General features: G+C 64.0%; 22 protein-coding genes. 5 read left to right on the top strand and 17 right to left on the bottom strand.

Going from position 1 to position 25,177, the window contains the following annotated elements; all coding sequences use genetic code 11:
• Positions 1-19: 19 nt before the first annotated feature.
• From BFN03_RS02725 to dapE, 3 genes are read right to left on the bottom strand one after another with little or no spacing between them, the layout of a single operon-like run.
• Complete coding sequence (locus BFN03_RS02725) at positions 20-580, bottom strand: TIGR00730 family Rossman fold protein (RefSeq protein ID WP_442971859.1); 561 nt, start codon at positions 578-580, stop codon at positions 20-22.
• On the bottom strand, positions 577-1,377 hold the full coding sequence (locus BFN03_RS02720) for a TIGR00730 family Rossman fold protein (RefSeq protein WP_070377716.1): 801 nt from the start codon (positions 1,375-1,377) through the stop codon (positions 577-579). Before BFN03_RS02720 ends, BFN03_RS02725 begins: the two co-directional genes overlap by 4 nt.
• A gap of 17 nt (positions 1,378-1,394) precedes the next feature.
• Entirely contained in the window at positions 1,395-2,480 is a 1,086-nt protein-coding gene (gene dapE / locus BFN03_RS02715) for a succinyl-diaminopimelate desuccinylase (RefSeq protein WP_070377715.1), read from the bottom strand.
• A 195-nt stretch (positions 2,481-2,675) separates the two neighbouring features.
• On the opposite strand from dapE, the gene dapD reads away from it, so the two are divergent.
• Entirely contained in the window at positions 2,676-3,629 is a 954-nt protein-coding gene (dapD, locus tag BFN03_RS02710; RefSeq protein WP_070377714.1) for a 2,3,4,5-tetrahydropyridine-2,6-dicarboxylate N-succinyltransferase, read from the top strand.
• A gap of 40 nt (positions 3,630-3,669) precedes the next feature.
• On the top strand, positions 3,670-5,046 hold the full coding sequence (locus tag BFN03_RS02705; protein WP_070377713.1) for an amino acid permease: 1,377 nt from the start codon (positions 3,670-3,672) through the stop codon (positions 5,044-5,046).
• Positions 5,047-5,091: 45 nt separating this feature from the next.
• Here the strand turns inward: BFN03_RS02705 and BFN03_RS02700 are convergent, their stop codons facing one another.
• The 13 genes from BFN03_RS02700 to BFN03_RS02640 all read right to left on the bottom strand — a co-directional run bounded on the left by BFN03_RS02700 (position 5,092) and on the right by BFN03_RS02640 (position 21,019).
• On the bottom strand, positions 5,092-5,505 hold the full coding sequence (locus tag BFN03_RS02700; RefSeq protein ID WP_070377712.1) for a DUF1622 domain-containing protein: 414 nt from the start codon (positions 5,503-5,505) through the stop codon (positions 5,092-5,094).
• An 85-nt stretch (positions 5,506-5,590) separates the two neighbouring features.
• Positions 5,591-6,253 (bottom strand): hypothetical protein, encoded by a 663-nt coding sequence (locus BFN03_RS02695; RefSeq protein ID WP_070377711.1) that lies wholly within the window; start codon positions 6,251-6,253, stop codon positions 5,591-5,593.
• 73 nt (positions 6,254-6,326) lie between these two features.
• A complete protein-coding gene (locus BFN03_RS02690; protein ID WP_070377710.1) occupies positions 6,327-8,711 on the bottom strand; it encodes an arylsulfatase in 2,385 nt (794 codons plus the stop codon).
• 237 nt (positions 8,712-8,948) lie between these two features.
• The gene (locus BFN03_RS02685) at positions 8,949-10,205 is read right to left on the bottom strand and encodes a PucR family transcriptional regulator (RefSeq protein ID WP_070377709.1); all 1,257 of its coding nucleotides are present in this window, start codon (positions 10,203-10,205) and stop codon (positions 8,949-8,951) included.
• Between the two features lie 337 nt (positions 10,206-10,542).
• Positions 10,543-11,580 (bottom strand): NADP-dependent oxidoreductase, encoded by a 1,038-nt coding sequence (locus BFN03_RS02680; RefSeq protein WP_070377708.1) that lies wholly within the window; start codon positions 11,578-11,580, stop codon positions 10,543-10,545.
• Between the two features lie 52 nt (positions 11,581-11,632).
• A complete protein-coding gene (locus tag BFN03_RS02675) occupies positions 11,633-13,033 on the bottom strand; it encodes an acyl-CoA synthetase (protein WP_070380558.1) in 1,401 nt (466 codons plus the stop codon).
• A 12-nt stretch (positions 13,034-13,045) separates the two neighbouring features.
• A complete protein-coding gene (locus BFN03_RS02670) occupies positions 13,046-13,705 on the bottom strand; it encodes a rhomboid family intramembrane serine protease (protein ID WP_070377707.1) in 660 nt (219 codons plus the stop codon).
• Between the two features lie 56 nt (positions 13,706-13,761).
• Entirely contained in the window at positions 13,762-14,736 is a 975-nt protein-coding gene (locus tag BFN03_RS02665; RefSeq protein WP_070377706.1) for a proline dehydrogenase family protein, read from the bottom strand.
• Positions 14,733-16,373 carry an L-glutamate gamma-semialdehyde dehydrogenase gene (gene pruA, locus BFN03_RS02660; protein ID WP_070377705.1) on the bottom strand — a complete coding sequence of 547 codons (1,641 nt, stop codon included), beginning with the start codon at positions 16,371-16,373 and terminating at the stop codon, positions 14,733-14,735. Before pruA ends, BFN03_RS02665 begins: the two co-directional genes overlap by 4 nt.
• Before the next feature lie 198 nt (positions 16,374-16,571).
• A complete protein-coding gene (gene dapC, locus BFN03_RS02655; protein ID WP_070377704.1) occupies positions 16,572-17,672 on the bottom strand; it encodes a succinyldiaminopimelate transaminase in 1,101 nt (366 codons plus the stop codon).
• Between the two features lie 2 nt (positions 17,673-17,674).
• The gene (gene fdxA / locus BFN03_RS02650; RefSeq protein ID WP_070377703.1) at positions 17,675-17,998 is read right to left on the bottom strand and encodes a ferredoxin; all 324 of its coding nucleotides are present in this window, start codon (positions 17,996-17,998) and stop codon (positions 17,675-17,677) included.
• Positions 17,999-18,159: 161 nt separating this feature from the next.
• Entirely contained in the window at positions 18,160-20,787 is a 2,628-nt protein-coding gene (locus BFN03_RS02645) for a bifunctional FO biosynthesis protein CofGH (RefSeq protein WP_070377702.1), read from the bottom strand.
• Positions 20,788-20,833: 46 nt separating this feature from the next.
• A complete protein-coding gene (locus BFN03_RS02640; protein WP_070377701.1) occupies positions 20,834-21,019 on the bottom strand; it encodes a hypothetical protein in 186 nt (61 codons plus the stop codon).
• 85 nt (positions 21,020-21,104) lie between these two features.
• On the opposite strand from BFN03_RS02640, the gene BFN03_RS02635 reads away from it, so the two are divergent.
• Genes BFN03_RS02635 through BFN03_RS02625 form a run of 3 tightly spaced genes read left to right on the top strand, consistent with a single transcriptional unit; the run spans position 21,105 to position 23,865 of the window.
• Positions 21,105-21,605, top strand: coding sequence for a PH domain-containing protein (locus BFN03_RS02635; RefSeq protein ID WP_070377700.1), 501 nt, complete (start codon positions 21,105-21,107; stop codon positions 21,603-21,605).
• Positions 21,602-23,143, top strand: coding sequence for a PH domain-containing protein (locus BFN03_RS02630; protein ID WP_070377699.1), 1,542 nt, complete (start codon positions 21,602-21,604; stop codon positions 23,141-23,143). Before BFN03_RS02635 ends, BFN03_RS02630 begins: the two co-directional genes overlap by 4 nt.
• A complete protein-coding gene (locus BFN03_RS02625; protein WP_070377698.1) occupies positions 23,128-23,865 on the top strand; it encodes a uracil-DNA glycosylase in 738 nt (245 codons plus the stop codon). The genes BFN03_RS02630 and BFN03_RS02625 overlap by 16 nt, the downstream gene beginning before the upstream one ends.
• Positions 23,866-23,941: 76 nt before the next feature.
• Here the strand turns inward: BFN03_RS02625 and BFN03_RS02620 are convergent, their stop codons facing one another.
• The gene (locus BFN03_RS02620) at positions 23,942-24,571 is read right to left on the bottom strand and encodes a histidine phosphatase family protein (RefSeq protein ID WP_070380557.1); all 630 of its coding nucleotides are present in this window, start codon (positions 24,569-24,571) and stop codon (positions 23,942-23,944) included.
• Positions 24,572-25,177: the final 606 nt, after the last annotated feature.

Genomic DNA, 25,177 nt, shown 5'->3' with positions numbered 1-25,177 from the left:
CGATCCGGCCCCGCGTGCCTCAAGGCATACAGGCGTCGAGCGCGGACTCGACGTCAGTCCGGATGAGCAGCCTGTCGAGCGCTCGCTGCGACACGAACCCTCTGCCCTGGATTTCTTCGAGCCAGTTCAGCAGGCCGTCGTAGTGCCCCTGCGGATCGAGGAGGACGACGGGCTTCTTGTGTATCCCCAGATACCCTGCGGTCCAAGTCTCGAAGACTTCTTCGAGGGTGCCGATACCCCCGGGGAGCGCAATGAACGCGTCGGCCCTGTCCTCCATGATCTGCTCACGCTCGCGCAAGGTGTCCGTGACCACCAGTTCGTCGGCTTCGACATCGGCGATCTCCAAGTGCACCAGAACCTTCGGGATGACGCCAACAGTCCGCGCACCCGTCGCGCGAGCGGCCCGGGCCACCGCTCCCATCATCGAGATGTTGCCGCCGCCGGAAACCAGTTGCCAACCGCGCCTACCTATCTCGGTTCCTACCTCGCCTGCCAGTTCCAGAAACCACTTGTCCACCGGTCCGGACGCACAATAAACACACACCGAAAATGGTTGCTGCGATGCATCTTCCGAATTCACCACTTCTCCTCCGTGCCCGTCAGTATGGCTTCGTCGATGCCCTGCTGGGCTTTGACGACGATCTGAACAGCTTCTTCGACATCGTCTGTGACGTGAAGCAGATCGACGTCCTCTCGAGAGATGTTGCCACTGAACTCGAGGGTGTCTCGAATCCAGTCGAGGAGCGGAGCCCAGTATTGCCCGCCGATCAAAATGATCGGAAATCGGGTGACCTTGCGCGTCTGCACCAGCGTCAGGGCCTCGAACAATTCGTCGAGTGTTCCGAACCCGCCAGGTAGGCAGACAAACGCCTGCGAATACTTCACGAACATCGTCTTGCGGGCGAAGAAGTACCGGAAATGGATGCCGAGGTCGACCCAATCGTTGAGGCGCTCCTCGAACGGCAATTCGATGCCAAGGCCGATGGAGTAGCCACCGGATTCGCTCGCGCCGCGGTTGGCGGCCTCCATGATTCCAGGCCCACCCCCGGTGATGACGGCGAACCCGGCCTCGGCCAGGCTCGCGCCGAGCGCCCTGCCCGCTGCGTAATCCGGGTGGTCGACCGGAGTGCGTGCGGAACCGAAGACCGCGACCGCCCGCGGGACCTCCGCGAGTGCACCGAATCCTTCGATGAACTCGCTCTGGATTCGCAGAACACGCCAGGGGTCCGTGTGCACCCAGTCGGTTGGATCACGCTGGTCGAGCAACCGTTCGTCGGTGGTACCGGCCTCGTCCTTGCGCGCACGCCTCAGCTGCACCGGACCCCGGTGCTTCACAGATGAAGACTTCCGTTCGTCGGACTTCTTCTCCGATACCATTACCCCAGGTTATCGGGTCACAGGGGTTGTGAAGGCGTGGTCAGGTAGGAACGCAGAACCGTCGTCACGTCGGCGATCTGCGCGACGGGGACGCGCTCATCGCGCTTGTGCGCCAGGTTCGGATCCCCGGGGCCGTAATTGACGGCTGCTATACCGAGAGCCGAGAACCGCGAGACGTCCGTCCACCCGTACTTCGCCCGGAACTGTCCGCCCGCTGCGTCGATCAACGCCGCCGCGGCCGGATCGCTCAAACCGGGCATAGCGCCCGGCGAAAGGTCCGTCACCTCGAAACCCAAGTCGAGCCCGGCGAAGACGTCCCGCACATGATCGACGGCCTGCTCAGCGCTGCGGTCGGGCGCGAAGCGGAAGTTGACATCCATCTCCGCCTCATCCGGAACGACGTTGCCGGCGACGCCTCCAGAGATCCGGACCGCGGAAAGGCCTTCGCGGTACACGCAGCCGTCGATATCCACCGAGCGTGCCGTGTATTCGGACAGCCGCTGCAAAACCGGAGCCAATCGGTGCACAGCGTTGTCGCCCAGCCAAGACCTTGCGGAATGCGCACGGGTGCCTCGCGCGGTCAGCGTGACACGCAGGGTGCCCTGGCAACCCGCCTCGATGAATCCGTCCGTCGGTTCCCCTAGGATCGCGACGTCGGCACTGAGCCACTCAGGGTTCTCACGTTCAATTCTTCCGAGCCCGTTGTGGACGGCGGCGATCTCCTCACAGTCGTAGAACACCAGCGTCAGGTCATGTGCAGGGTTCTCGACGGTGGCCGCGAGATGAAGGAACACCGCGTCACCCGACTTCATATCGACCGTCCCGCAGCCGTGCAGGATGCCGCCCTCACGGCGGGAGGGCACGTTGTCGGCGATCGGAACCGTGTCGAGATGCCCGGCCAGTATCACCCGGCTCGGCATTCCTCGGTCGGTTCGAGCAAGCACAGCATTGCCGTTGCGAATGATCTCGAAACCGGTGGTCTGCTCCCGCAGCGCGGACTCGACAGCATCGGCGATCGCCGACTCGTCGCGCGAGACACTCGGGATATCCACCAGCGCAGCCGTAAGCTCAACGGGATCGGCCCGCAGGTTCAGGTCACTCATCGGTGGCACCGAACGGAAGTTCGTGATCGGTGAATCGACCGAATTGCGGAATTCGCATCCTCCCGCCCCTTCCCCATGTGTTGGTGCGACGCACATCGTCACGCACCCTGCCTCGAGCCCCCAGGAGTCTCATGGGCCACGCACCGACGACCGCCGGAAACGGCAAATCCTGGTGACACAGTAGCCTGTCTTGTCGTGAGCACACAGGGAGCATCCGCAGTAGGCATCGCCAATGTGACCGTCGACGGCACGGTCCTCGACACCTGGTTCCCGGCGCCGGAGTTGGGCAGCTTCGACGGCGTCGGCACCGTCCGGATCGAGGGTGGTGACATTCCCTCGGATCTGGCACTGCTCGCCGGGCCCGATGAGGCGCGTGAGGTGGAACAGGTCGCCGTTCGCACCACCATCACCGACCTTTCTCAACCACCGGTCGATGTCCACGACGCATACCTGCGCCTGCATCTGCTCTCGCACCGACTCGTGACCCCACATTCCATCAACCTCGACGGACTCTTCGGCCTGTTGCCCAACGTCGTGTGGACCAACTTCGGGCCGTGTGCGGTGGAAGGTTTCGAGAGGGTACGTTCGCGCCTCCGTATCCGCGGCGCGGTTACCGTGCTCAGCGTCGACAAGTTCCCTCGGATGGTCGACTATGTCGTGCCGTCCGGCGTCCGTATCGCCGACGCGGACCGCGTGCGCCTCGGCGCCCACCTCGCCAGCGGCACCACGGTGATGCACGAGGGCTTCGTCAACTTCAACGCCGGCACCCTCGGCACCTCCATGGTCGAGGGCCGTATCTCCGCGGGCGTCGTCGTGGACGACGGGTCCGACGTGGGCGGCGGCGCCTCGATCATGGGCACCCTTTCCGGTGGCGGCAAGGAGACGATCTCCGTCGGCAAGCGCTGCCTCCTTGGCGCCAATTCCGGTCTCGGCATTTCGCTGGGCGACGACTGCGTCCTCGAGGCCGGCTTGTACGTGACCGCAGGCACCAAGGTGACCGGTCCGGACGGCACCGTGGTCAAGGCCAAGGAACTCAACGGACAATCGAATTTGCTCTTGCGCCGCAACTCGGTATCGGGCACAGTCGAGGTCGTTCCGAGGAAAGGAACTGGAGTGAAGCTCAATACCGTTCTGCACGCGAACGACTGACATCATGGACACCGCACCCGATCCCGTAGGCGCTACACGAATGTCAGAGACCCCGACCGAGTCGAACGACAGACTGGGCAGCGGACTGAAGGTCCGACATCTCACGATGATGGGCCTCGGGTCCGCTATCGGCGCCGGGCTGTTCCTGGGGTCGGGTGTCGGTATCGCCGCCGCAGGGCCTGCAATCCTCATCTCCTATGTTCTCGCAGGCATCATTGTCGTCTTCGTGATGCGAATGCTCGGCGAGATGGGAAGTGCGGTCCCCGCCAGTGGATCCTTCTCGCACTACGCGCGTATCGGCATCGGCGACTGGGCCGGATTCGTCATGGGCTGGCTGTACTGGTTCATGCTGATCATGGTGCTCGGCGCCGAGATCACCGGCGCCTCGGCCATCGTGACCGGGTGGCTACCCGATGTACCGCAGTGGACCGTCGCACTTGTCTTCGTGGTCCTCTTCGCCGTGATCAATCTGGCGAAGGTCAGCAACTTCGGTGAGTTCGAGTTTTGGTTCGCCGCAATCAAAGTCGCCGTGATCGTCGGGTTCCTGGTGATCGGTGTGTTGCTGGTGTTCGGGCTGCTCCCGGATACCGAGCCGGTCGGTACAACGAATCTTCTCGGCAACGGCGGGTTCATTCCCGAAGGCTTCGCCGGCATCGCCGCTGGACTGCTGGTGGTGGCATTCGCCTTCGGCGGCATCGAGATCGTGACCATCGCGGCCGCCGAGTCCAAAGATCCCGAGCGCTCTATCGGATTTGCCGTGCGCAGCGTCGTGTGGCGTATCAGCGTGTTCTACGTCGGCTCGATCTCGATCATGGTCCTGGTCCTCCCGTGGGCCACCGCGGACGAGGGAAGCGGGCCGTTCGTCGCCGTCCTCAACCAGGCACACCTGCCGTACGTGGCCGGGTTCATGGAACTGGTCGTCGTGATCGCGCTGCTTTCGGCGTTCAACGCCCAGGTCTACGGCACGTCCCGGATGGCGTACTCGTTGTCCCGCCGGGGCGACGGCCCGGCATTCATGACTCACATCTCGAAGGCCGGGGTACCGCTGTACGCGGTGTTGCTGTCGGTGTTCTTCGGGTTGGTCAGCGTGTTCCTCAATTGGTGGCTGCCCGACCAGCTTCTGACGATCCTTCTGAACGCCGTCGGCTCCGCACTTCTGTTCATCTGGGTCTTCATCATCGTCTCGCACCTACGGCTTCGTCCCCGCCTCGAGCGAGAGGGGAAGCTGCACCTGCGAATGTGGCTGTTCCCCTGGCTCAGCTACTTGACGCTCGCGATGCTCGGCGGTTTCGTCGTAATCATGCTCACCGACTCCGATGCCCGAGCACAGTTGTTCGCCACAACGGTCCTGTTCGTGATCATTTCAGCATTGGGATTCTTGAACAGGCGCCTGCGCCGCTCACCCGCAACTGTGTGACCGCTTCTCCGATGTGACCTCCTCTCCGATCTGGGCCGTTGAATCTCAGCGGCCCGGATTCGGCTCAGGCGGGAGTGGTTTCCGGGCCGCGCGAGCGAGCACCTGCGGCCCGGTGACCAATGCCTTCTTCCACGGTGCAACGCCCTCGATCTCGATCTGGATGGACAGGCTCAGCACGGTCCGGATCAGCACGATCACGCCCAGGACAGCCGCATCCGTCAGCGAAGGGGTAGACGTGACGGTCTTGACGATGTCGGCCGCCACAAGCAGTTCGAGCCCGAGCAGAATCGCTCCCCCCAGAGACTCGCGCAGAGTCTTGAATGCCTGAGCACCATCACTCGTGCGCTTCCAGGCGCGACCGGCGAGGACGAACGCAAACACGAAACCCAGAACCATCGACGCAACACCGAGTACTTCGAACGATTGTGTCGCCACTTCGAAGAATCTGACTGTATCCATGGTGAGAGTTCCTATCCGGGAGGATGTCGATGCGAAGACCTTTCCCTCAGACACCTGATGAGCAAATCCGGTCGCCCACGTCCCGTCAGCCTTGTAGTCGCCATTCCCGCCGGCGAACGGCCAAGATGTAGATGCTGATCAGCAACACCCAGGCAGGAAACACCAGCGTCACCCACAGGCTCAGACTCACGACCAGCAGCAACGTCAATGCGACGACATACGTTGTCACCGCGAGCCACCGGGGCATCAGTCCAGTACGAAGCCAGATCGTTCCCAGCGAAATCATAAACACCCCGGCCATACGTACCGCGTAGACATTGTTGATCTGCAGCATCACCTCCCGGCCGAACTGCACGATCATGTCCTGGGGAATATCCGAGTGCCGACCGATCGCCAAGACTCCGCCGGCGACCGCCATCGAGACGAATACGCTGGCAAGGAACAGCAGTCCGCTGCCCAGGAACACTGTCGAGAAGAATCGGTCCTCGAGTTGCCCGAAACGGTCGCGCACGACTCCGATGAACCACAGGAACGCTATTCCCGCAAAGGGAGCGATCACCAGCGCGGCGCTAATTCTCGATACATCGTCTCCCGCCCAGGTCGGCTCGGCCTGCGGGTCTTCGGGCAGCGCTATGCGCAACAAGATCAAGCTGGTCGCGAACAGTACAGCGAAGAGAATGCCGGCGACCGCAGCAGACCGGGGGGTCGTCAACTGGCGGAATTGCACCTCGCCCGCGTCGCCCGTCACGGCTCACCCCCTCCCCGCGCGATAGCGGCGGCCGGGCGCGGTCGTTTACGACAATGCCTCGATACCGGAACCGCTACTCACGCGAGAGCATAGCAACCGCTTCACGTTCGAGGTCGACAAATGGTTCGCCACTGACGTCGATGACCACTCGTTTCAGATGGCCGCCGATGAACGTCCAAGGCGCGTCGCCGGGGTAGTCATCAGTGACAGCGTCGGCGCCGCCACGGCCTACCGTGAGTCCGGCACCGGCAAGACCGAACGGACCGGGCTGGGTCCTGATCACGCCCTCGCCGACCTTGCGGTCACCGTAATAGAGTGCCAGGGTCCCACGCGCGGTACCCGGCGGATCCTCGCCCTCCTTGTCGAATGATGCCGCCAGTATGAGGTTTTGGCCGGTCGGCAAATCCTCTGTTGCGATGATCGTCTGCTGCTCGATGCCCAGAAAGTTGTAGACGTAGTGCAGTCGGTCGTCCTTGACGTAGAGCGTATGCCCCCCGAACCGTCCCCCCTGCGCGAACAGAACCCCGGATGGACCCTCTTCGAGAAGGTAATCGAGTGCACTGCGTCCGGGAACATCGACGAGCGCACCGATCGAGTAGGCACGGTTACGGACGCTGACCGCAACAGATTCCGGAACCGGTGCGCCGCCCGGACGGTAGACATAGCGATTCCGCGGAGCCACCTGCTGCGGGCGAGGCGCGGTGAGAATCTCGACCGGCGCGCGGTCGTCGAGCGGGAATGCCTGGTTCGCGCCGGCCTCGTGAAACCACAGTCCGACGAGCTCTGCCAGCTTGCCGGGTTCCTCGGCAGCGAGGTTGTGCAGTTCGGCGCGGTCGACATCGGTGTGGTAGAGCTCCCATTCGTCGTCGGAGAAGTTACTCCACCCGCTGAGCGTGGGGTGAGTGGTGACGGCCTTCCAGCCCTCGTGCCAGATACCCCTGCTCCCGAGCATCGAGTAGAACTGCGTGTGCTTGGCCGTCGGGATGGTGGCTGCGTCGAAGCTGTAACGCATGCTCACGCCCTGCAACGGACGCTGGGTGTAGCCCTTCACCGTCTCCGGAAGTTCGATGCCGAGGCAGTCGAGAAGAGTCGGAACCAGGTCTACGGCATGGTGGTACTGGTCGCGGGTCTCACCCCGGGCCTCGATGCCGGCGGGCCAGGAGATGACACACGGATCACAGGTGCCGCCGTTGAATGTGTATCGCTTCCACAACTTGAAGGGGGTGCAAAAGGCCATCGCCCACCCGTTCGGATAGTGGTTGTACGTCGTTGTACTGCCCAGTTCGTCCAACTGCGAGAGATTTTCCTCGAGGTCGTCTGGGACACCGTTGAACATCTTGTTCTCATTGACCGAACCGTTCGGCCCGCCCTCGCCACTGGCGCCGTTGTCGGCGACGACGACGATGATGGTGTTGTCGAGTTGCTCGATGTCTTCGAGATAGGACAGGAGGCGACCGATTTGGTCGTCGCAGTGCGAGAGGAATCCCGCGTACACCTCGGCCATACGCGCGAAGAGGCGTTTCTCGTCCTCGGAGAGAGTGTCCCAGGGTCGGGTGAAATCCAGTGGCGGGAAGGGCTGACCATCCGGGCCGCTGCGGGTGTCGAATGTTCCGATCGGGTTGAGCGGGGGTAGCTCGGTGTTCTCGGGGACCAGGCCCATTTCCTTCTGCCTGGCCAGGATCTGCTCGCGCATCACCTCATAGCCCTCGTCGAACTTGCCCCGGTACCGGTCCGACCATTCGCTGGGCACCTGATGTGGGGCGTGCGCGCACCCCGGAGAGTAGTACAGAAACACCGGACGGTTCGGGGCAATAGCTTTCACGTCCCCGAGGTATTCGAGGGCCTTGTCTGTGATGTCGACGCCGAAGTGATAGCCCTCCTCCGGAGTCGAGGGCTGCTCCACGGGGTGGTTGTCGTGAATGAGGTCGGGGTACCACTGATTGGTCTCCCCACCGAGAAAGCCGTAGAAACGCTCGAAGCCGCGCCCGACCGGCCAATTACGCTTGCTCGAGGCAAGATTCATCTCGTCCTGGGCGCACAGATGCCACTTGCCGACCATCGCCGTGCTGAATCCGTGATCCACCAGGATCTCGGCGAGTGTGGCACATTCGGGTGGGACGTGCCCGTTCGAGCCGGGGAAACCCGTGGAGGCCTCGCTGATGCAGCCCATGCCGTTGGTCGTGTGGTTTCGGCCGGTGAGCAGGCAGGATCGGGTCGGTGAGCACAGCGCCGTAGTGTGCCACTGCCCGTAGCGCAATCCATTCGAGGCGATCCGATCGATGTTGGGGGTCTCGATCGGTCCGCCGTAGCAACTGAGTGCACCGAAACCCACGTCGTCGAGCACGATGTAGAGAATGTTCGGCGAACCTGGTGCGGCCTTCGGCTGCTCGTACGGCCCCCAGTCCGGAATCGAATCACGAATATCGAGATTGGCGACACCTCTGAATGACATGGACATGACCTCGCTCCTCCGACGGGTTCCACCTCACCTTCCACCAAAGCACGAACGCCTGATGATTGGCTAGTGCCGCGGGAGGACCGATCCGACGGGGCGAATACATGCAACGCCACAACGGACGGACATCGGCAACAGAATCATTTCGATAGCGAAACAACGTTTCTTGCTGTGTCGGAACGAGTTTCGCATCGCTTGCAACGATTGCTCGGTGTCGCGAAGGCAGAGACGCGCTCGAAGCTACATCTGGTGGCGGTGTCGCGCTCGCTCGAGTCGCCGGGCCGTCAGCGCAGCCTGGAGTTGCCGCAGGCCAGATGGTCGTGTCGGATCGAACCCGGTCAGTTGCGCCACCCGCTTGAGCCGATAGTCGACCGTGTTCGCGTGAACATGCAGTTGCCTGGACGTTCGCTGGCGATTCAGGTCGTTGCCGATATGCGCCTCGAGGGTCTCGACGAGTTCTGGCGAGCCGTCGAGGGGAGCGAGCAGGCTCGCCAAATGCTTTCTTCCCGAACCCTCCCGGGTGATCTGGTATTCGAGCGCAAGATCTTCCATCCGATACAGGCCAGGTGGCTTGGCCAAATGCCGCGCCAGGGTGAGGAGTTCTTGCACCTCGTCTGCTGCCGACGGTATGCGATCGATCCGAGCCGGGGCCACCGCGGCTACCACATCCGACTCGGCGGCTTCGGCAATCCTGCGCACGACGTTGCGTAGTTCATCGTCCGATAGCCGCCCGTCGAGAAGGACGGTCCCGCCCTCCGCCCCCATCAATGCAAGCGGGGCGCCACCGCACGCATCCGAGACCGCAGCCTGCATCCGGCGTGTCCGGCGGCGCACCGCCACCGATTCGTGCATCTGGGAGGTCGCATCCTCACGATCCAGAGGCACCGACAGCGCCATCACCGCATAGTTCTCCACCAGTTCGATACCGGACTGGCGCGCCAGCGAGACCGGGTTGCGGCCATTGAGCAGCGTGGTGACCATATTCTGCGCAGCCGAGTTCCGGTCACTCGTCAGCGCTTCGACCTCGGCCATGTAGCTGGATGTGGCTGCAACTGTCACGCTCTCGACCAGACTCAACAGCAGAATCGAACCCGCCACGACATCTGCGAGATCCTCCGCCTTCGCCTTCGACACCACCAGGTCCCAACCCATACGGATTCCCTCGTGGTAGACGCGCAGCACCGATTTCAGGGGCACCCCCTCCCGTGCCCATTGAGCTGCGATGGTCCGCAACGGATCCAACTCGTCGTCGCGAATCTCGGTACGGGTGTCGAGCATCTTGATTCCGAGTTGAAGGCAGTGCGTCGTCACCTCGTTGACGTCGCTCTCTGACTCCTTCCCCGGCCCCGGAACCTCGACAGATCCTGGCGATGCGATCTCGGATGCGTACGAAGAAACCAGGTGCCTTGCGAGGGAACCGTAGTTCCGCAACGGCTGAGACGCCGGCCGACCTGCCACCCTTATTGCTGATCCGTACCCCGAATTGTGATCGGCCACAGACGATCCCCTTTCGCTGTATGGCAACTAACAGTTCCCAGCGCCAATTCGAGCCGCCGAAGGCTACGCATACGAGGAACTCCGACGTCGGAAAACGCGCCCCTGATCCACACCCCGCTACGAATCCCGGCACCGTCGATATTGCGGGACCATCACATTGTGGGAACACAAAGATACAGCGGTCTCGCGTATTCGGATAGGTCGACGCGCTGAGAAAAATGACCGCCACCCATCTCGCATAACGCAAACCGACCCTGCGGTCCGGATGTTCGAGACGTTCAATGCCCGGGCGGGGCATACCCGCGTCGACCGGTCGCGTGCAACGCTATGTCCGGTGTCAGCTCTCCTCGGCGACCCGCACCAGCATCTTGCCGAAGTTCTTGCCCTCCAGCAGGCCTATGAAAGCCGTTGGCGCATTTTCGATTCCGTCGACAAAGTCCTCGCGATAGGCGAATCGTCCTTCTCTGATCCACCCAGACACGTCGCGCAGGAAGTCGCCGTACATGGATTCGAATTCGGACACGATGAATCCCCGGATGGTCAGACTCTTGACCAGTACTCGGCTCAAGAACCCGGGCAACCGGTCGGGCCCCTCGGGAGCTGTGGCATCGTTGTAGTGCGCAATCAGTCCACACACGGGAACCCGCGCGTACTGGTTCAGTAGAGGCAGCACCGCTTCGGCCACCTCGCCGCCGACGTTCTCGAAGTAGACGTCGATGCCGTCCGGGACCGCGGTGCGCAATTGCTCGACGAAGTCAGGGGCCTTGTGATCGACCGCCGCGTCGAAGCCGAGTTCGTCGCGCAGGTACGCGCACTTCTCCGGACCGCCTGCGATTCCGACTGCCCGGGCGCCCTTCCGCTTCGCTATTTGCCCCACCGCCGAGCCGACCGGACCAGTGGCGGCCGCGACCACCACGGTCTCGCCTTCCTGTGGCTGCCCGATCTTCAACAGCCCGGAGTACGCGGTGAAGCCCGGCATGCCCAAGACACCGAGGGAGGTCGACAACGGCGCCACCGCCGGGTCGAGTTTGCGCAGGTGCGCGCCGTCGACCACCGCATGCGACTGCCATCCCGCGGAGGCGAGGACGTAGTCACCGGACTCGAATCCCTGATGCCGCGAGTTGATGACTTGCCCGACCGTGCCGCCCACCATCACCTCGCCGATCTCGACCGGGTCGGCATACGATTCGGCACTGCTCATCCGCCCTCGCATGTACGGATCGAGCGACAGATAGATGATGCGGATCAACACCTCGCCATCGGTCAGCTCGGGTAAGTTCACCGCCTCGAGCCGAAAGTTGTCGGTGGTGGGGGCGCCGTCAGGTCGCGATGCGAGGACGATCTGGGTGCTTTGAACAATGCTCTCGACACTCACTGTGTGCCTGCCAATCCGTCTCGGGGCGGTATCGCACGCCACCTTACCGATTTCACAGAAGTCGCTGCTTCTGCACCTTTCCCAGTTCATTGCGGGGCAATGACTCCACCAGTCGGATCTCGCGAGGCCGCTTGTGTACCGACAGTTCAGAAGCCACGTACTCGATCAACTCTGGTTCCGAGACGTTCTCCCCCACCACGAAGGCGACGATTCGCTGGCCGAGGTCGGGGTCCGGCACTCCGACCACGGCCGCTTCCCGCACACCCTGGTGGCAGAGTAGGCACGCCTCCACCTCACCGGCGCCGATCCGGAATCCTCCCGACTTGATCAGATCCGTCGAAGCGCGCCCGACGATGCGGTGGAACCCGTCCGGGTCGATGACGGCGACGTCTCCGGTTTTGAAGTAGCCGTCTTCCGTGAACGATGCGGCGGTCGCTTCGGGACGCCCGAGATACCCATCGAAGAACATCGACCCTCGAACCTGCAGTTCGCCGATCGATTCTCCGTCGTGGGGAACGTCGCCGCCGTGCTCGTCTCGCAGCCGGGTCTCGATGCCGCGGAGCGGCATACCGACCGAGCCCGGGCGGCGCTCACCGTCCGCTCTGGTGCTGATCGTCAGCATCGTCTCACTCATGCCGTACCGATCTATCGGTGCGAGACCGGTCAACTCCCGAATCTTCTCGAATACCGGCAAGGGCAGCGGCGCACTGCCCGACACAAGCAGTCGCGCGCTCGAGAGCGCGCGCGCCGACTCGGGATCGTCGGCGACCCGGCTCCACACCGTCGGAACACCGAAGTACATCGTTCCGCCGGCGGCAGCGTACGCCGCGGGGGTGGGCTTGACGGTATGAATGAGACGGCTGCCGATTCGTAGCGGACCCAATACACCGAGGACCAATCCGTGCAGGTGGAACAGCGGAAGACCTTGGACCAGCGTATCGTCGCTGGTCCACTGCCATGCCTCCGCAAGTGCGTCGAGATTGGCTGCGATGGCCTTCCTACTGAGCAAGACCCCCTTGGGCGGACCCGTCGTGCCGGATGTGTAGAGCACGAACGCGACGGACGAATCGGGTGGCTCCGGGTAGCTGTGCCAGGACCGAGCATGTACACGGACTGGAACGACAGGCAGGCCTTGCGGATCCGCGGGCACCTCGCCGAGCCACGCCTGCGCACCGGAGTCTCGCAGAATGTGGCCCATCTCGGCGGGGCCGGAATCGGGGGGAACCGGGACCGCCGTCACCCCCGCGATGAGACAGCCGACCACGGCGAGAACGGTGGTGACGCTGGGGGTCGCGAGGATCGCCACACGATCGGCGCGAGAGATGCGTTCGGCTACCGAGGTGGCCGCACCGAGCACGTCACCGCGCGACAGTGTCGTGTCACCGATCCGGACTGCGTCGGGAATGTCGTCGCCCTGGGCGACGGCCAGCGGATTGAGAGATCTCAGCAGCACAGTCACAGCTTGTCACAAAGACCGATAGGGGCCACCCGAGTAGACCGGTGGCGGACTCACCGTGGTCAGTGCCGCACCGAGTAGCGTCCCGGTCAGAACGGCGAGTCCGTGGGCATCGCCAACCGCTATCAGTAGGACACCGGCCAGCACGATCCCGCCGCTTGCAGCGAGCGCGCTCCACTGCTTCGACTGCATCACCACCAGACCGGCAACAGACGCGGCCAGGGCGAGAGTGGCGCCCAGGTTCCCGGCACCGGTTGAGGGGAAGAGGAACGCGGTGAACAGGCCGAATATGATCTGGCCGGCCACGAACAACAAAACGGCTCTGAAACCACCCCAGACTCGGACGCATATCGGTGCCACCCAGGCGAGAACCGCGAGACCCGCCACGGCTGCGACCGGTCCGCCGCCCTGCACTGCCACCGACGTGAGGATCCGCCACCACTGATCGTCTCGGATCAGGTTCGGATCCCGCTCGAGGGCGTCGAGAATGGCGGGGAAGATCAGCTGCACCAGCGACGGCACAGCGACCACCAACCACAGCACCACCGCGGTACGAGGTGGACGAGCGAATAGCGTCTCGCCGAGCCTGGTCCGACCCGATAGCGAAGAGAGCAGGATGACCACCGCGAAAAGGACCAAACTGGTCCAGCCCTCACCGGAAGTGGTCACCGAGAAACTCTACAACGGTCTGGATCCGGTTGATTGCGGCGGAGGAGGAGGCCCGGTCAGTCCCGAGACGCTACCGAGCGGAGGAAGAACCGCAGGTTCGAGGGCCGCTCTGCCAATCGACGCATGAAGTACGGGTACCACTGATGCCCGTACGGTATGTACACCCGAACCTGCTTGCCCTGGCTGGCCAGACGACGTTGCTCGACGTCCCGGATCCCGAACAGCATCTGGTGCTCATACGCGTCTACCGCGCGGGACGTGCGTGCAACCAAGGGAGCAACCGCGGCCACGATCGCGGGATCGTGCGAGGCCACCATCGGGTAACCGGCGCCAGTCATCAGGATCTCGAGACACCGCTGGTATGACGCGTCCACCTCGGCGTGGTTCTTGAACGCCACGGACTCCGGTTCGCTGTACGCACCCTTGCAGAGCCTGATCCGTGAACCCGGCCCGGCCAGGTCGAGGCAGTCGTCCTCGGTACGTCGCAGATACGCCTGCAAGACCGCTCCCAGCCACGGAAAGTCACTACGGAGCTCACGGACGATCGCCAGGGTCGAATCGGTGGTGGTGTGGTCTTCCGCATCAACGGTGACCCAGATTCCGGCGGCCTCGGCGGCGGCGCAGATCGCTCGAGCGTTCTCGGTGGCGACCCGGCGACCGTCGCCGGCAAGTGCCAATCCGAGCGCTGACAACTTCAGCGACACTTCGAGTCGTCGAACACCCGGCCCCGATGCCGCCTCCGGCAGCGCTCCGAGATCGGCGACGAGTTTCAGATACTCGTCGACCATGGCCTGCGCCCCGGCCGCATCACGGGTGTCTTCACCGAGGAAATCGATCGAGACCGACCGACCCGATGCGAGGACCTCGCGGACACACTCCACCGCCGCTTCCCGGCTCTCGCCGGCCACGAACCGGTCGACGAGCTTCCGCGTAATCGGCGCGTGCGTAACGGCCCGCTTCACACTGCTCGACCGGGCCGCGGCGAGGATTGCGGGACGGAGCGGGTTCGCCAGGACCGTCGGTGCTCTCATTCCTGCCCCATGTGCGGGTACCGATGATCGGTCGCCGGAACGAACGTCTCCTTGATGGTGCGTGCGGAGACCCACCTGAGGAGGTTTATCTTGGAACCGGCCTTGTCGTTGGTACCGGACGCGCGGGCACCGCCGAACGGTTGCTGCCCCACGACAGCACCGGTGGGCTTGTCATTGACGTAGAAGTTCCCAGCCGTGAACCGGAGCTCCGACATGGCTAGGTCGATAGCGCTGCGGTCATCGGCGATGACCGCACCGGTCAGCGCATACGGAGCCGCAGAGTCGACCGCGGAGAGCACGTCCGCGAACGCGTTCGGCACCGAGTCGTCGTAGACGTGCACCGTAAGGATCGGCCCGAAATACTCGGTGGTCATTGCTTCCGCTGCGGGGTCCTCGGCCAGGAGCACGGTAGGACGGACGAACCAACCGACGCCGTCGTCGTATTTGCCGCCAACCGCAACTTCAACCCCTGCTGTACCCCGCGCCCGTTCGATGGCCGCGACGTTCTTCTCATATGCCCGCCGGTCGATGAGCGCTCCTCCGAAATTCCCGAAGTCCGTCACATCGCCGTAGGCGAGCGCGTCGACCTCCGCTGCGAACGTGTCATGCATCTTCCGCCACAACGACTTGGGGATGTACGCGCGCGACGCGGCCGAGCACTTCTGGCCCTGATATTCGAAGGCGCCCCGAATCAGCGCCGTCCGCAGCACCGACTCGTTCGCCGAGGCGTGTGCAACCACGAAGTCCTTTCCGCCTGTCTCTCCCACCAACCGGGGATAGCCTTGGTACTTACCGATATTCGCGCCTACCTCGCTCCATAGATGCTGGAATGTCCGGGTCGAACCCGTGAAGTGGATACCGGCGAGGCGCGGATCGCTCAGCAGAACGTCCGACACCGCCTGCCCATCTCCGGTGAGGAGGTTGATCACCCCGGGGGGCATTCCCGCTGCCTCGAGCAGTTTCATGGTCCAGTACGCGGCGACCGTCTGCGTAGGTGACGGTTTCCAGATCACCGTGTTACCCATCAGCGCCGGGGAGGTCGGCAGATTGCCCGCGATCGCACTGAAATTGAACGGCGTGATCGCATAGACGAAACCCTCGAGTGGCCGATACTCGAGCCTGTTCCACACACCGGGTGAGGAGATCGGCTGATCTGCGAGGATCTGCCGCGCGAAATGAACGTTGAAGCGCCAAAAGTCGATCAGCTCACACGGCGCGTCGATCTCGGCTTGCTGGATCGACTTCGACTGCCCCAGCATCGTCGCGGCGGCCAGCGTCTCGCGCCACGGCCCGGACAACAGATCAGCGGCGCGCAAGATGATGGCCGCTCGGTCGTCGAACGAAAGCGCCCGCCATTGCGGTGCAGCAGCCGTGGCCGCCTCGATCGCAGCCGAGGCATCATCGTGCGTTGCATTGCGCAACGTGCCGAGCACCGCAGAGTGCCGGTGCGGTTGCACAACATCGACGCTGTCGCCGTCACCGTGACGGTGCTTCCCACCGATCACGTGCGGAATGTCGACGGGATTCGTGGCGATGTCGACAAGCGCGGACCGCACTCGGGAACGCTCGGGACTGCCCGGCGCGTACGTGTGGACCGGCTCGTTGGTAGGACTCGGAACCTCGGTGATGGCGTCCATGCTGTCTGCCTCCTGCCCTCAGATCGTGAGGAACTGCGACCGGGAACCAGACCCGGGCGGGAAGACCCGCGCACAGGGCTTGGTGCGACCCGCGCACAGGGCTTGGGGCGACCCGCCCGTGAGGAACCCTGTGCCCAGATTAGCGCTGCACTCGGGTTCCGACCCGGTTTCGACTCGCCGGACGAGTGGGCAGTTCGGTCAGCCCAGCCGCTCGGCCGCGGCCGCGATCCGTTCGTCTGTGGCAGTGAGAGCGATGCGGACGTGAGCGCGACCGGCGGGACCGTAGAACTCGCCGGGCGCGACGAGGATTCCACGATCGGCGAACCAATCGACTGTGTCCCTGCAGGCTTGTCCTCGAGTCGCCCACAGATACAAACCGGCCTCGGAATTGTCGACGGAGAATCCGGCACCCCGAACAGCTGCGAGAAGAATCTCGCGGCGTCGGCGATAGCGCTCACGCTGCTCGTTCTCGTGGGCATCGTCAGTGAGCGCCGCGGTCATCGCCGACTGGATCGGTAGCGGAACCATCATGCCCGCGTGCTTGCGCACCTCGAGAAGTTCGGCCACCAACGCCGGATCGCCGGTGACGAAGCCCGCACGATAGCTCGCGAGATTGGACGTCTTCGACAGCGAGTGCACCGCAAGCAACCCGGTCAGGTCGCCGTCGTTCACGCGTGGGTCGAGGATCGACAGCGCCTCGCCTTCCCAGGTCAACCCCAGATAGCATTCGTCGGCCACCACGATCGCGCCACGACCGCGCGCCCAATCGACCACCTTACGAAGATGCTCGAGGCCGAGCACCTTGCCAGTGGGATTCGATGGCGAATTCACAAAGACCAGCGACGCACCCTCGGGTCCGAGTCGGTTGAGTCCGTCAGCCCGAAGAACTCTGGCACCGGCCAGCAGAGCGCCGACCTCGTAAGTGGGGTAAGCCAACTCCGGAATGACCACGAGGTCATCGCTCCCGAGTCCGAGGAGGCTCGGCAGCCCGGCGATGAGTTCCTTGGTGCCGATCACCGGCAACACCGCCGCCGGATCGATGCCGGTGATTCCGTAGCGGCGCTGCAGCGCCGAGGTCGCCGCACGCCGCAGATCGGCCGTCCCGTGCGTCGTCGGATAGCCCGGAACAGCGGCCACCGCAGCCAGCGCGTCCTGGATGATCGGTGCGACAGGATCGACCGGGGTACCGACCGACAGGTTGACGATACCGCCCGGGTGCGCGAGGGCCTTGGCCTTCGCCGACTCGAGCGAGTCCCAGGGAAAATCAGGTAGAACGCCGGCTACCGGTATACGGGCCACATCTAGTCCTCACCCATCGGAGGCAGAGCCTTGATGAACGGCGGGTCGTAGTCGACCTTACCCAGTTTGGCCGCGCCGCCGGGAGAACCGAGGTCGTCGAAGAAGTCGACGTTCGCGGCGATGTAGGCGTTCCACTCTTCGGGGACGTCGTCTTCGTAGAAGATGGCTTCGACGGGGCAAACGGGTTCACACGCGCCGCAGTCCACGCATTCGTCGGGATGGATGTAGAGCATCCGCCCGCCCTCGTAGATGCAGTCGACAGGGCATTCCTCGATGCATGCCTTGTCCAGGACATCCACACAAGGTTCCGCAATCGTGTAGGGCACTGCAGGCCTCCCAGCCTTTCTGACGCAAATAGTACGGGGTACGGGCACTTGTTTCCGCCCGAGAGACACTACTATTGCGTTCCCTCCTGACCCCCGGCGGTAGGGGTCAGGAGAGCGCGCTGTCTCTCTGTACGGAAGGTGGGTGCCGCCAACCCACCCGCTCAGCCGATCGGTGTCCTTTCCGCGACCCGTGCGTATGTCGTGGTTCGCTCGGCCGCGGGGCGTCCGACCCCCTCGGCGATGGCCCGCAGTTCCTGGATCGTCTTTTCCGATCCGTACTGGGAGCCGGCCATGCGGGAGATGGTCTCTTCCATCAAAGTGCCGCCGAGGTCGTTGGCTCCGCCCTGCAGCATCACCTGAGTACCGGTGACGCCGAGTTTGACCCAGCTGGTCTGGATGTTCGATATCCTGCCGTGCAACATGATCCGAGCCAGCGCATGGACGGCGCGATTGTCCCGGTTGGTCGGACCGGGACGCGAGGCGCCCGCAAGATACAGAGGCGAACTCTGATGCACGAACGGCAGCGGAACGAACTCGGTGAATCCGCCTGTCTTGTCTTGGATTCCGCACAGAACCCGAAGATGCCCGACCCAATGTTTGGGATTGTCGACGTGGCCGTACATCATGGTCGAACTCGACCGCAGTCCCACCTCGTGCGCCGTGGTCACCACGTCGACCCAGGTTGCGGTGGGCAGTTTGCCCTTGGTGAGTATCCAACGCACCTCGTCGTCGAGGATCTCCGCCGCCGTGCCGGGAATCGTGTCGAGGCCGGCCTCACGCAGTTCGGTCAGCCACTCGCGCACGCTCTGCCCGCTCCGGGAGGCGCCGTTGACGATCTCCATCGGACTGAACGCATGAACGTGCATCGACGGCACTCGTTCCTTGACCGCTCGTACCAGATCTGCGTACCCGGTGACCGGAAGTTCCGGGTCGATACCGCCCTGCATGCACACTTCGGTAGCACCCGCGACATGCGCCTCCCAGGCCCTGTCCCCCACGTCCTTCATCGACAGTGTGAAGGCGTCCGCGTCGCCCTTGCGCTGCGCGAACGCGCAAAAACGGCAACCTGTGTAGCAGATGTTGGTGAAGTTGATGTTCCGGTTCACCACGTAGGTGACCTCGTCGCCGATTACGTCTGCGCGGAGTTGATCGGCGAGCGCCACCATAGCCTCGAGTCCGGGCCCGTCCGCCGTTGCCAGGGCGAGATACTCGTCGTCGGTACACCCTGCCGGATCCCGCTCCGCGCTCCGTAGGGCCGCGAGGACATCGGTATCCACCCGCGCCGGACCGCTGAGCTCGAGCACCTGCTCCCTGACCGTCTCCCAGTCACCGAACGCGCTGCCGAGGTCGCTGCGCGTCACGGTGTTACGGCCGTCGGTGTCGATTTCGGTGTTCAGATCCACCCGGCCTGTCGACTCCCACGACTCGTCCGGTTCCTGCCACGGCAGCCCCACCGGCATGGCGTCCGGCCTCGCCAATCCGGTGTGTGGGTCAGCAAGAGCCTGCACGTGCCCTGTGACGCGCGGGTCGATCCACGGCGAGCCGGCCAGTACGAACTGCGGCTGCGCAGCGGTGCGCTCGGTGAGCTCGAACCCGCCCTCGGCGGTGATCTCGGCCAGGGTGTCCAGGTTCGGCCACGGACGTTCCGGGTTGACGTGGTCAGGGGTCAGCGGCGACACACCGCCCCAGTCGTCGACACCCGCACCCAGCAATGCCAGGCATTCGGTGTTCGACACCAGGTTCGGCGGTGATTGGATCCGCATTCCCGGCCCCAGCAGGAGCCGTGCCACGGCGATGGTCGCGAGGAACTCCTCGAGTCCGGCGTCCGGTGAATCCCGCATCGCGGTGTCCGGCTTGGCCAGGAAGTTCTGCACGATCACTTCCTGAACATGCCCGAATGCCTTGTGTGACTTCCGAATCGCCATTATCGATTCCGCACGTTCGCGTATGGTCTCCCCGATGCCGACCAGAATGCCCGTCGTGAACGGCACGCTCAATCGACCCGCGTCGGTCAGGGTGCGCAACCGCACCGCGGGATCCTTGTCCGGGCTGCCGTAATGACACTCGCCCTTGTCGGTGAACAACCGCTCGGACGTGGTCTCGAGCATCATCCCCATCGACGGCGCGACCGGTTTGAGCCGGGAAATCTCCTCCCAGCTCATCACACCGGGGTTCAGGTGGGGCAGCAGTCCGGTCTCCTCGAGGACGCGGATCGACATGGCCCGCAAGTAGTCGAGCGTCGAATCGTAGCCGCGCTCGTCGAGCCACTGCTTGGCGTCGGGCCACCTGCCCTCGGGGCGATCACCGAGGGTGAAGAGGGCTTCCTTACAGCCCAGTTCGGCACCTCGACGAGCAATGTCGAGCACCTCGTCCGGCTCGAGATACGCTCCGCGACCCTCTGCTCGCAACTTGCCCGGCACCGTCACGAAGGTGCAGTAGTGGCACTTGTCCCGACACAGCCGGGTCAGCGGGATGAACACCTTGCGCGAATACGTGACCGACTTCGGACGCCCTGCCTCGAGAAGTCCCGCATCGCGGACCTTCCCGGCGGACGAACACAGATCCTCCAGGTCTGTGCCGCGAGCTTGCAGCAGAATCGTCGCTTCGTCCACGTTCAGGGTGGCACCGTCGCGGGCTCGCCGCAGTGCCCGCCGCATGGCTGAGGAGGAAGGTGCCACTTGCTGTTCCGACGCGCCGGACGGGGTTGCCACCCGGACACCCGGCATCGGGAGCATCGTGGGTGGGCCGGCTTCTTCAGGCGAATTGGTCACCCAGCGATCATGCGCCATCGATGATGCTCACTGCCACCCACCATGCCTTTGGCGGCAGATCGTTCTATTCTCTGGGGTATTCCTCATCGTCCGGAACCACTCGGCTCTGCTCCGCCGCATCCGCTTCGTTCACTTCCAGCGACGACTCGTCTCCCACCTGATCGGGGACGTCCTCGCCGATGGTGAGATTCTGTTCCACGCGGTCGGCCTCGGGAACCTCCGATGAATCGGCCGCATCAAATGACGTCATTGCTGGGCTCCTTATTGCTGCGGGGGGCTCTTCCTACGATAGGACGGTTCTCGACAGAATGTCCGTGTGCGACCAAAGTAAAGGCATGACCAAGCCCAGCATCGTCACTATGGCGGAACCGGCGTGGCGGCCCGACCCCAGAGCCAAACAGCTGTGGGCGATCAATGCCGCCCTGATGTGGCTCCCGGTATTCATGGTGCAAGCGCTGGCGCTCGTCTTCCACTGGTGGGCCGCCTGGATCCACCTCACCGTTCTCGCAGTCACGCTCGTGTTCGCGGTCGTCCACATAGCCGTCGTCCCGTTCTGGCGGTATCGCGTGCATCGGTGGGAGATCAGCGACACCGCCGTCTACACCCGCACCGGATGGTTCACCCAGGAGCGCCGGATCGCTCCCATCTCGCGGGTGCAGACCGTCGACACCGAACGCGGACCCATCGACCGCATGCTGGGATTGGCGACCGTGACCGTCACCACCGCGTCGTCCGCGGGAGCTGTCACGATCTCGGCCCTCGATCAGGACACAGCAGACCGCACCGTAGCAAGGCTCACCGAGATCGCGGGAACGAATGTCGGTGACGCCACGTGAGCCAGACACCCGAACCCGGCGTCGCGCCCCCGATAGACGAGGGCGAGGCGGCTATCGCGGCAGAGCAGGGGCAACCGTGGCTCCGCCTCGACAAGCGGATGTTGCTCGTGCACCCCATCAACGAGATCGTCACACTTGCGCCCCTGGTGCTGATCTCACTGGTGATCGGCAGCCAGAGCGGAAACTACCAGTGGGTCCTGGTCGCGATCGTGGTCTTCCTCGTATATGGCGTCTCGCGCTGGTTCACCACGAGCTACCGCATCGGTCCGGTCCACGTTCAGCTACGCCAGGGGCTCTTCCGCAAGCGGCTTCTATCCATTCCCCGCAACAGAATTCGGTCCGTCGATGTGAAAGCGGGGATCTTGCATCGCCTACTCGGGCTGTCGGTCGTCCGGATCGGCACCGGCCAGCAAGTTGGATCCAAACCCGACGCAGCGAAGTTCGAGCTCAACGCCCTCTCCTCCCATCTGGTTCCCGACCTGCGCGCAGCACTGCTCGCGCGCCAACCGATCGCCTCCACCGAGCGGGCCGCGGTGGAGCGTGAGCCGGCGGCAAACGAAATCGGGCACTGGAACCCGGGTTGGGTCCGCTACGCACCGTTCTCGGCGACCGGAGTGGTGACGATCGCGGCCATCGCAGGCCTGGCAATCCAATACGGGGTCGTCGACACTTTCGCGCGATCGACAACCATCTCCGACGGAATCGAATCCGCGGAACGGTTCGGGATCGTGGTTGCCGTCGCCCTGGGCGTTCTCGTCCTCCTGATCGTGGCGAGCGCACTGGCCAGCGTGCGATACCTTGTCACCTACGGCAACATGAAGCTCACCGACAACGGCCGCACCCTCCATGTCAGTCACGGCCTTCTCGAAACCCGCCAGACCACACTGGACCGTCGACGCCTGCGCGGTACGACCCTCGGGGAACCGCTCCTCCTCCGGCTCGCGGGCGGCGCCCGCCTCGACGCCATCATGACCGGCGTGCCCGCCGAGAAACGGGAGTCCTCCCTGCTGCTCCCCCAGGCACCGCGTGCGGAAGCCGAGCGGGTCATGGCTGCCGTCATTCACGACACCCGCCAAGTCGCGGCCCCACTCACCAAGCACGGCCCGGCTGCGCAGCGCCGCCGATACATGCGTGGGCTGGTCCCCGCCGAACTCGCTCTCGTAGCGGCCCTACTCGTACAGGCCTCGGGACATGCAGTCCCCGCGCTCGCGTGGTCGGCGATAGTCGTACTCGCTATCGGCGGGGCCGCGCTGGCGTGGGACCGGTATCGCGGACTCGGTCACGCGGTGCTCCCGGGCTGGCTGATCACCCGCAGTGGTTCGCTCGACCGCGCCAGGCACAGCCTCGAGTCCGACGGCATCATCGGGTGGACGGTCCGTCAGACGTTCTTCCAACGCAGGGCGGGGGTCGCCACGGTCATCGCCGCGACACCGGCGGGTACCGGCAAATACGAGGTGATCGACATTCCCGCCGAGCAGGCATGGTCGCTCGTCGAGTCGGCGACGCCCGGCGGAGGTGACGTGTGGGCACACCGCTGACCGATATCGACAGTCTCGACGCCGAACTGATCGAATGCCGAGTCTGCCCCCGCCTCGTCGAGTGGCGTGAGAAGATCGCCCAGGACAAGCGTGCTTCGTTCCGAGACGAAACATACTGGGGCCGACCGGTTCCGGGGTTCGGGCCACCTGATGCACCCCTGCTGATCGTCGGGCTCGCCCCCGCCGCACACGGCGCGAACCGGACGGGGCGCATGTTCACCGGCGACCGCAGCGGCGACTTCCTCTACGCCGCACTCCACGCCGTGGGCCTGGCGAGTCAGCCGACTGCGACGCACCGCGGCGACGGCCTCGAACTGTTCGGTGTCCGCATCACGTCTCCGGTGCATTGTGCGCCGCCCGCGAACAAGCCGACGCCGGCCGAACGTGCGAATTGCAGGCACTGGCTGGACTCCGAGCTGAAGATCCTTCAGCCAAGCCTCCGATCGGTGGTCGTGCTCGGCAGCTTCGGTTGGCAGGCACTGCTTCCCGTCCTCGACGACGCCGGGTGGCAGATTCCGAAACCTCGTCCCACGTTCGGGCACGGAGCGCACATCGAACTCCCTCATCCGGGTGATCCGGGCGCCGAAGATCCACTTCATGTGTTCGGTTGCTACCACGTCAGCCAGCAGAACACCTTCACCGGCCGGCTCACACCCGCCATGCTCGAGGCCGTCCTCGCCGACGCCGCACACACCGCCGGGCTCGGGCCGGGCCAACATTAAACCCCCGGCTCGATTCGCCCCGAAGTGCCAGTCACGCGAGCGCACTGTAATCACGCTCGTCGTCGTTGCCCACTGGCTACGAGTCGAGATGGCGACTATCACTCAGACTGATGACCTGGCGGTTGCGGAAGAAGTCATCTTCGCGCAGCGTGGTGATGCTGCCAGGGGGCGCCCGAAAGTTGACGTAACCAAGCGCTCCTATCGGCATCCTGATCCAGGATGCCACCACAAAGGTTAAGGCGAACCCGTGGGTCACGATGATCTGATGTTCGCAAGGCCGCTGCAAGATCTCGTCCATCGCCTGGTAGAAGCGCTGCGCGAACACTGCCTTGGTCTCGGCGCCCGACAAACCCTCATCGTGCCCCATCCGATCCCCAATCGCTGGCGGCGGGACGAATCGTTGATCCAGCCACTCCTGCGGTCTTCCGTCTGCGTCCCCATATGACTTCTCTCGCAGTCTGCTATCCAGGATCGGTTTCACGCCGAACGGGTTGGCCATTTCCGTGGCTGCCCGTTCCGCCCGCTGCAAGTCTGAGGAAATCACCTCAACCTGGGCCTGGTCGGGGATTCTGGCCCGCAGCGCCTCGGCGATGGAGACCGCCGCGCGGATGCCGTCATGCGTGAGTTGTGAATCATGCCACCCGCCAACGACTCCCTCGACATGATGCGCCGCCTCAGGATGAGCGACGACGTACAGATTGCGCACCTGTGCGTTCCTCTCTTGCCGGTAGGGCCCTAACAACAGTGTGGACGTGTCACAAGTGTGGCCTATCGACGGTTCTCGTCTTGTTCAGTCCTGGTTGCCGATCGTCCTACAGGACAGCCCCACACCATCACCTCCTGGCGCTGGGGACTGGTGGAGGGGGACCCACAGGACAAAAGGGCATGTGTACTCATGGCGGTAGCGCGGAACTCAGAATCGAGAACCGGTCACCTGCTCTGGATTGCTGCAGCTTTGGGGCACATTTGTGTGATGGGACCAGAGGCAGGGCGGGTGCACCCGAAGTGGGAAGAGACCGACGAGGCGGGCCGGTGGTTGATTGATGAACTCGATCAAAGATCCAGTGTTGGAGCGGTAGTGCCGCGCCGGTATCGGCTGTGCCTGGAGATTCCCCGAACGCGTGTGCAATATCCGGAGCTTGTCGAACCGACCGAGGAAACAGGGATTGTTCGGGCACCCATACTCGTGGATGCCCTCGAGTACCTGACAAAGGGCCAGATCTGCCACTTTGCAGTGTGGGAGGGATGGGCGGATTTTGGGCGACGTTCCTCGACTTCGCGTGCGACCCGGCTGGCGTTTGATATCCCCAGC

The sequence above is a fragment of the Rhodococcus sp. WMMA185 genome, from assembly GCF_001767395.1.
Lineage (GTDB): Bacteria > Actinomycetota > Actinomycetes > Mycobacteriales > Mycobacteriaceae > Rhodococcus_F.
The sequence above is the reverse complement of the archived record's forward strand: the minus strand, read 5'-3'. Positions and strand labels throughout refer to the sequence as shown.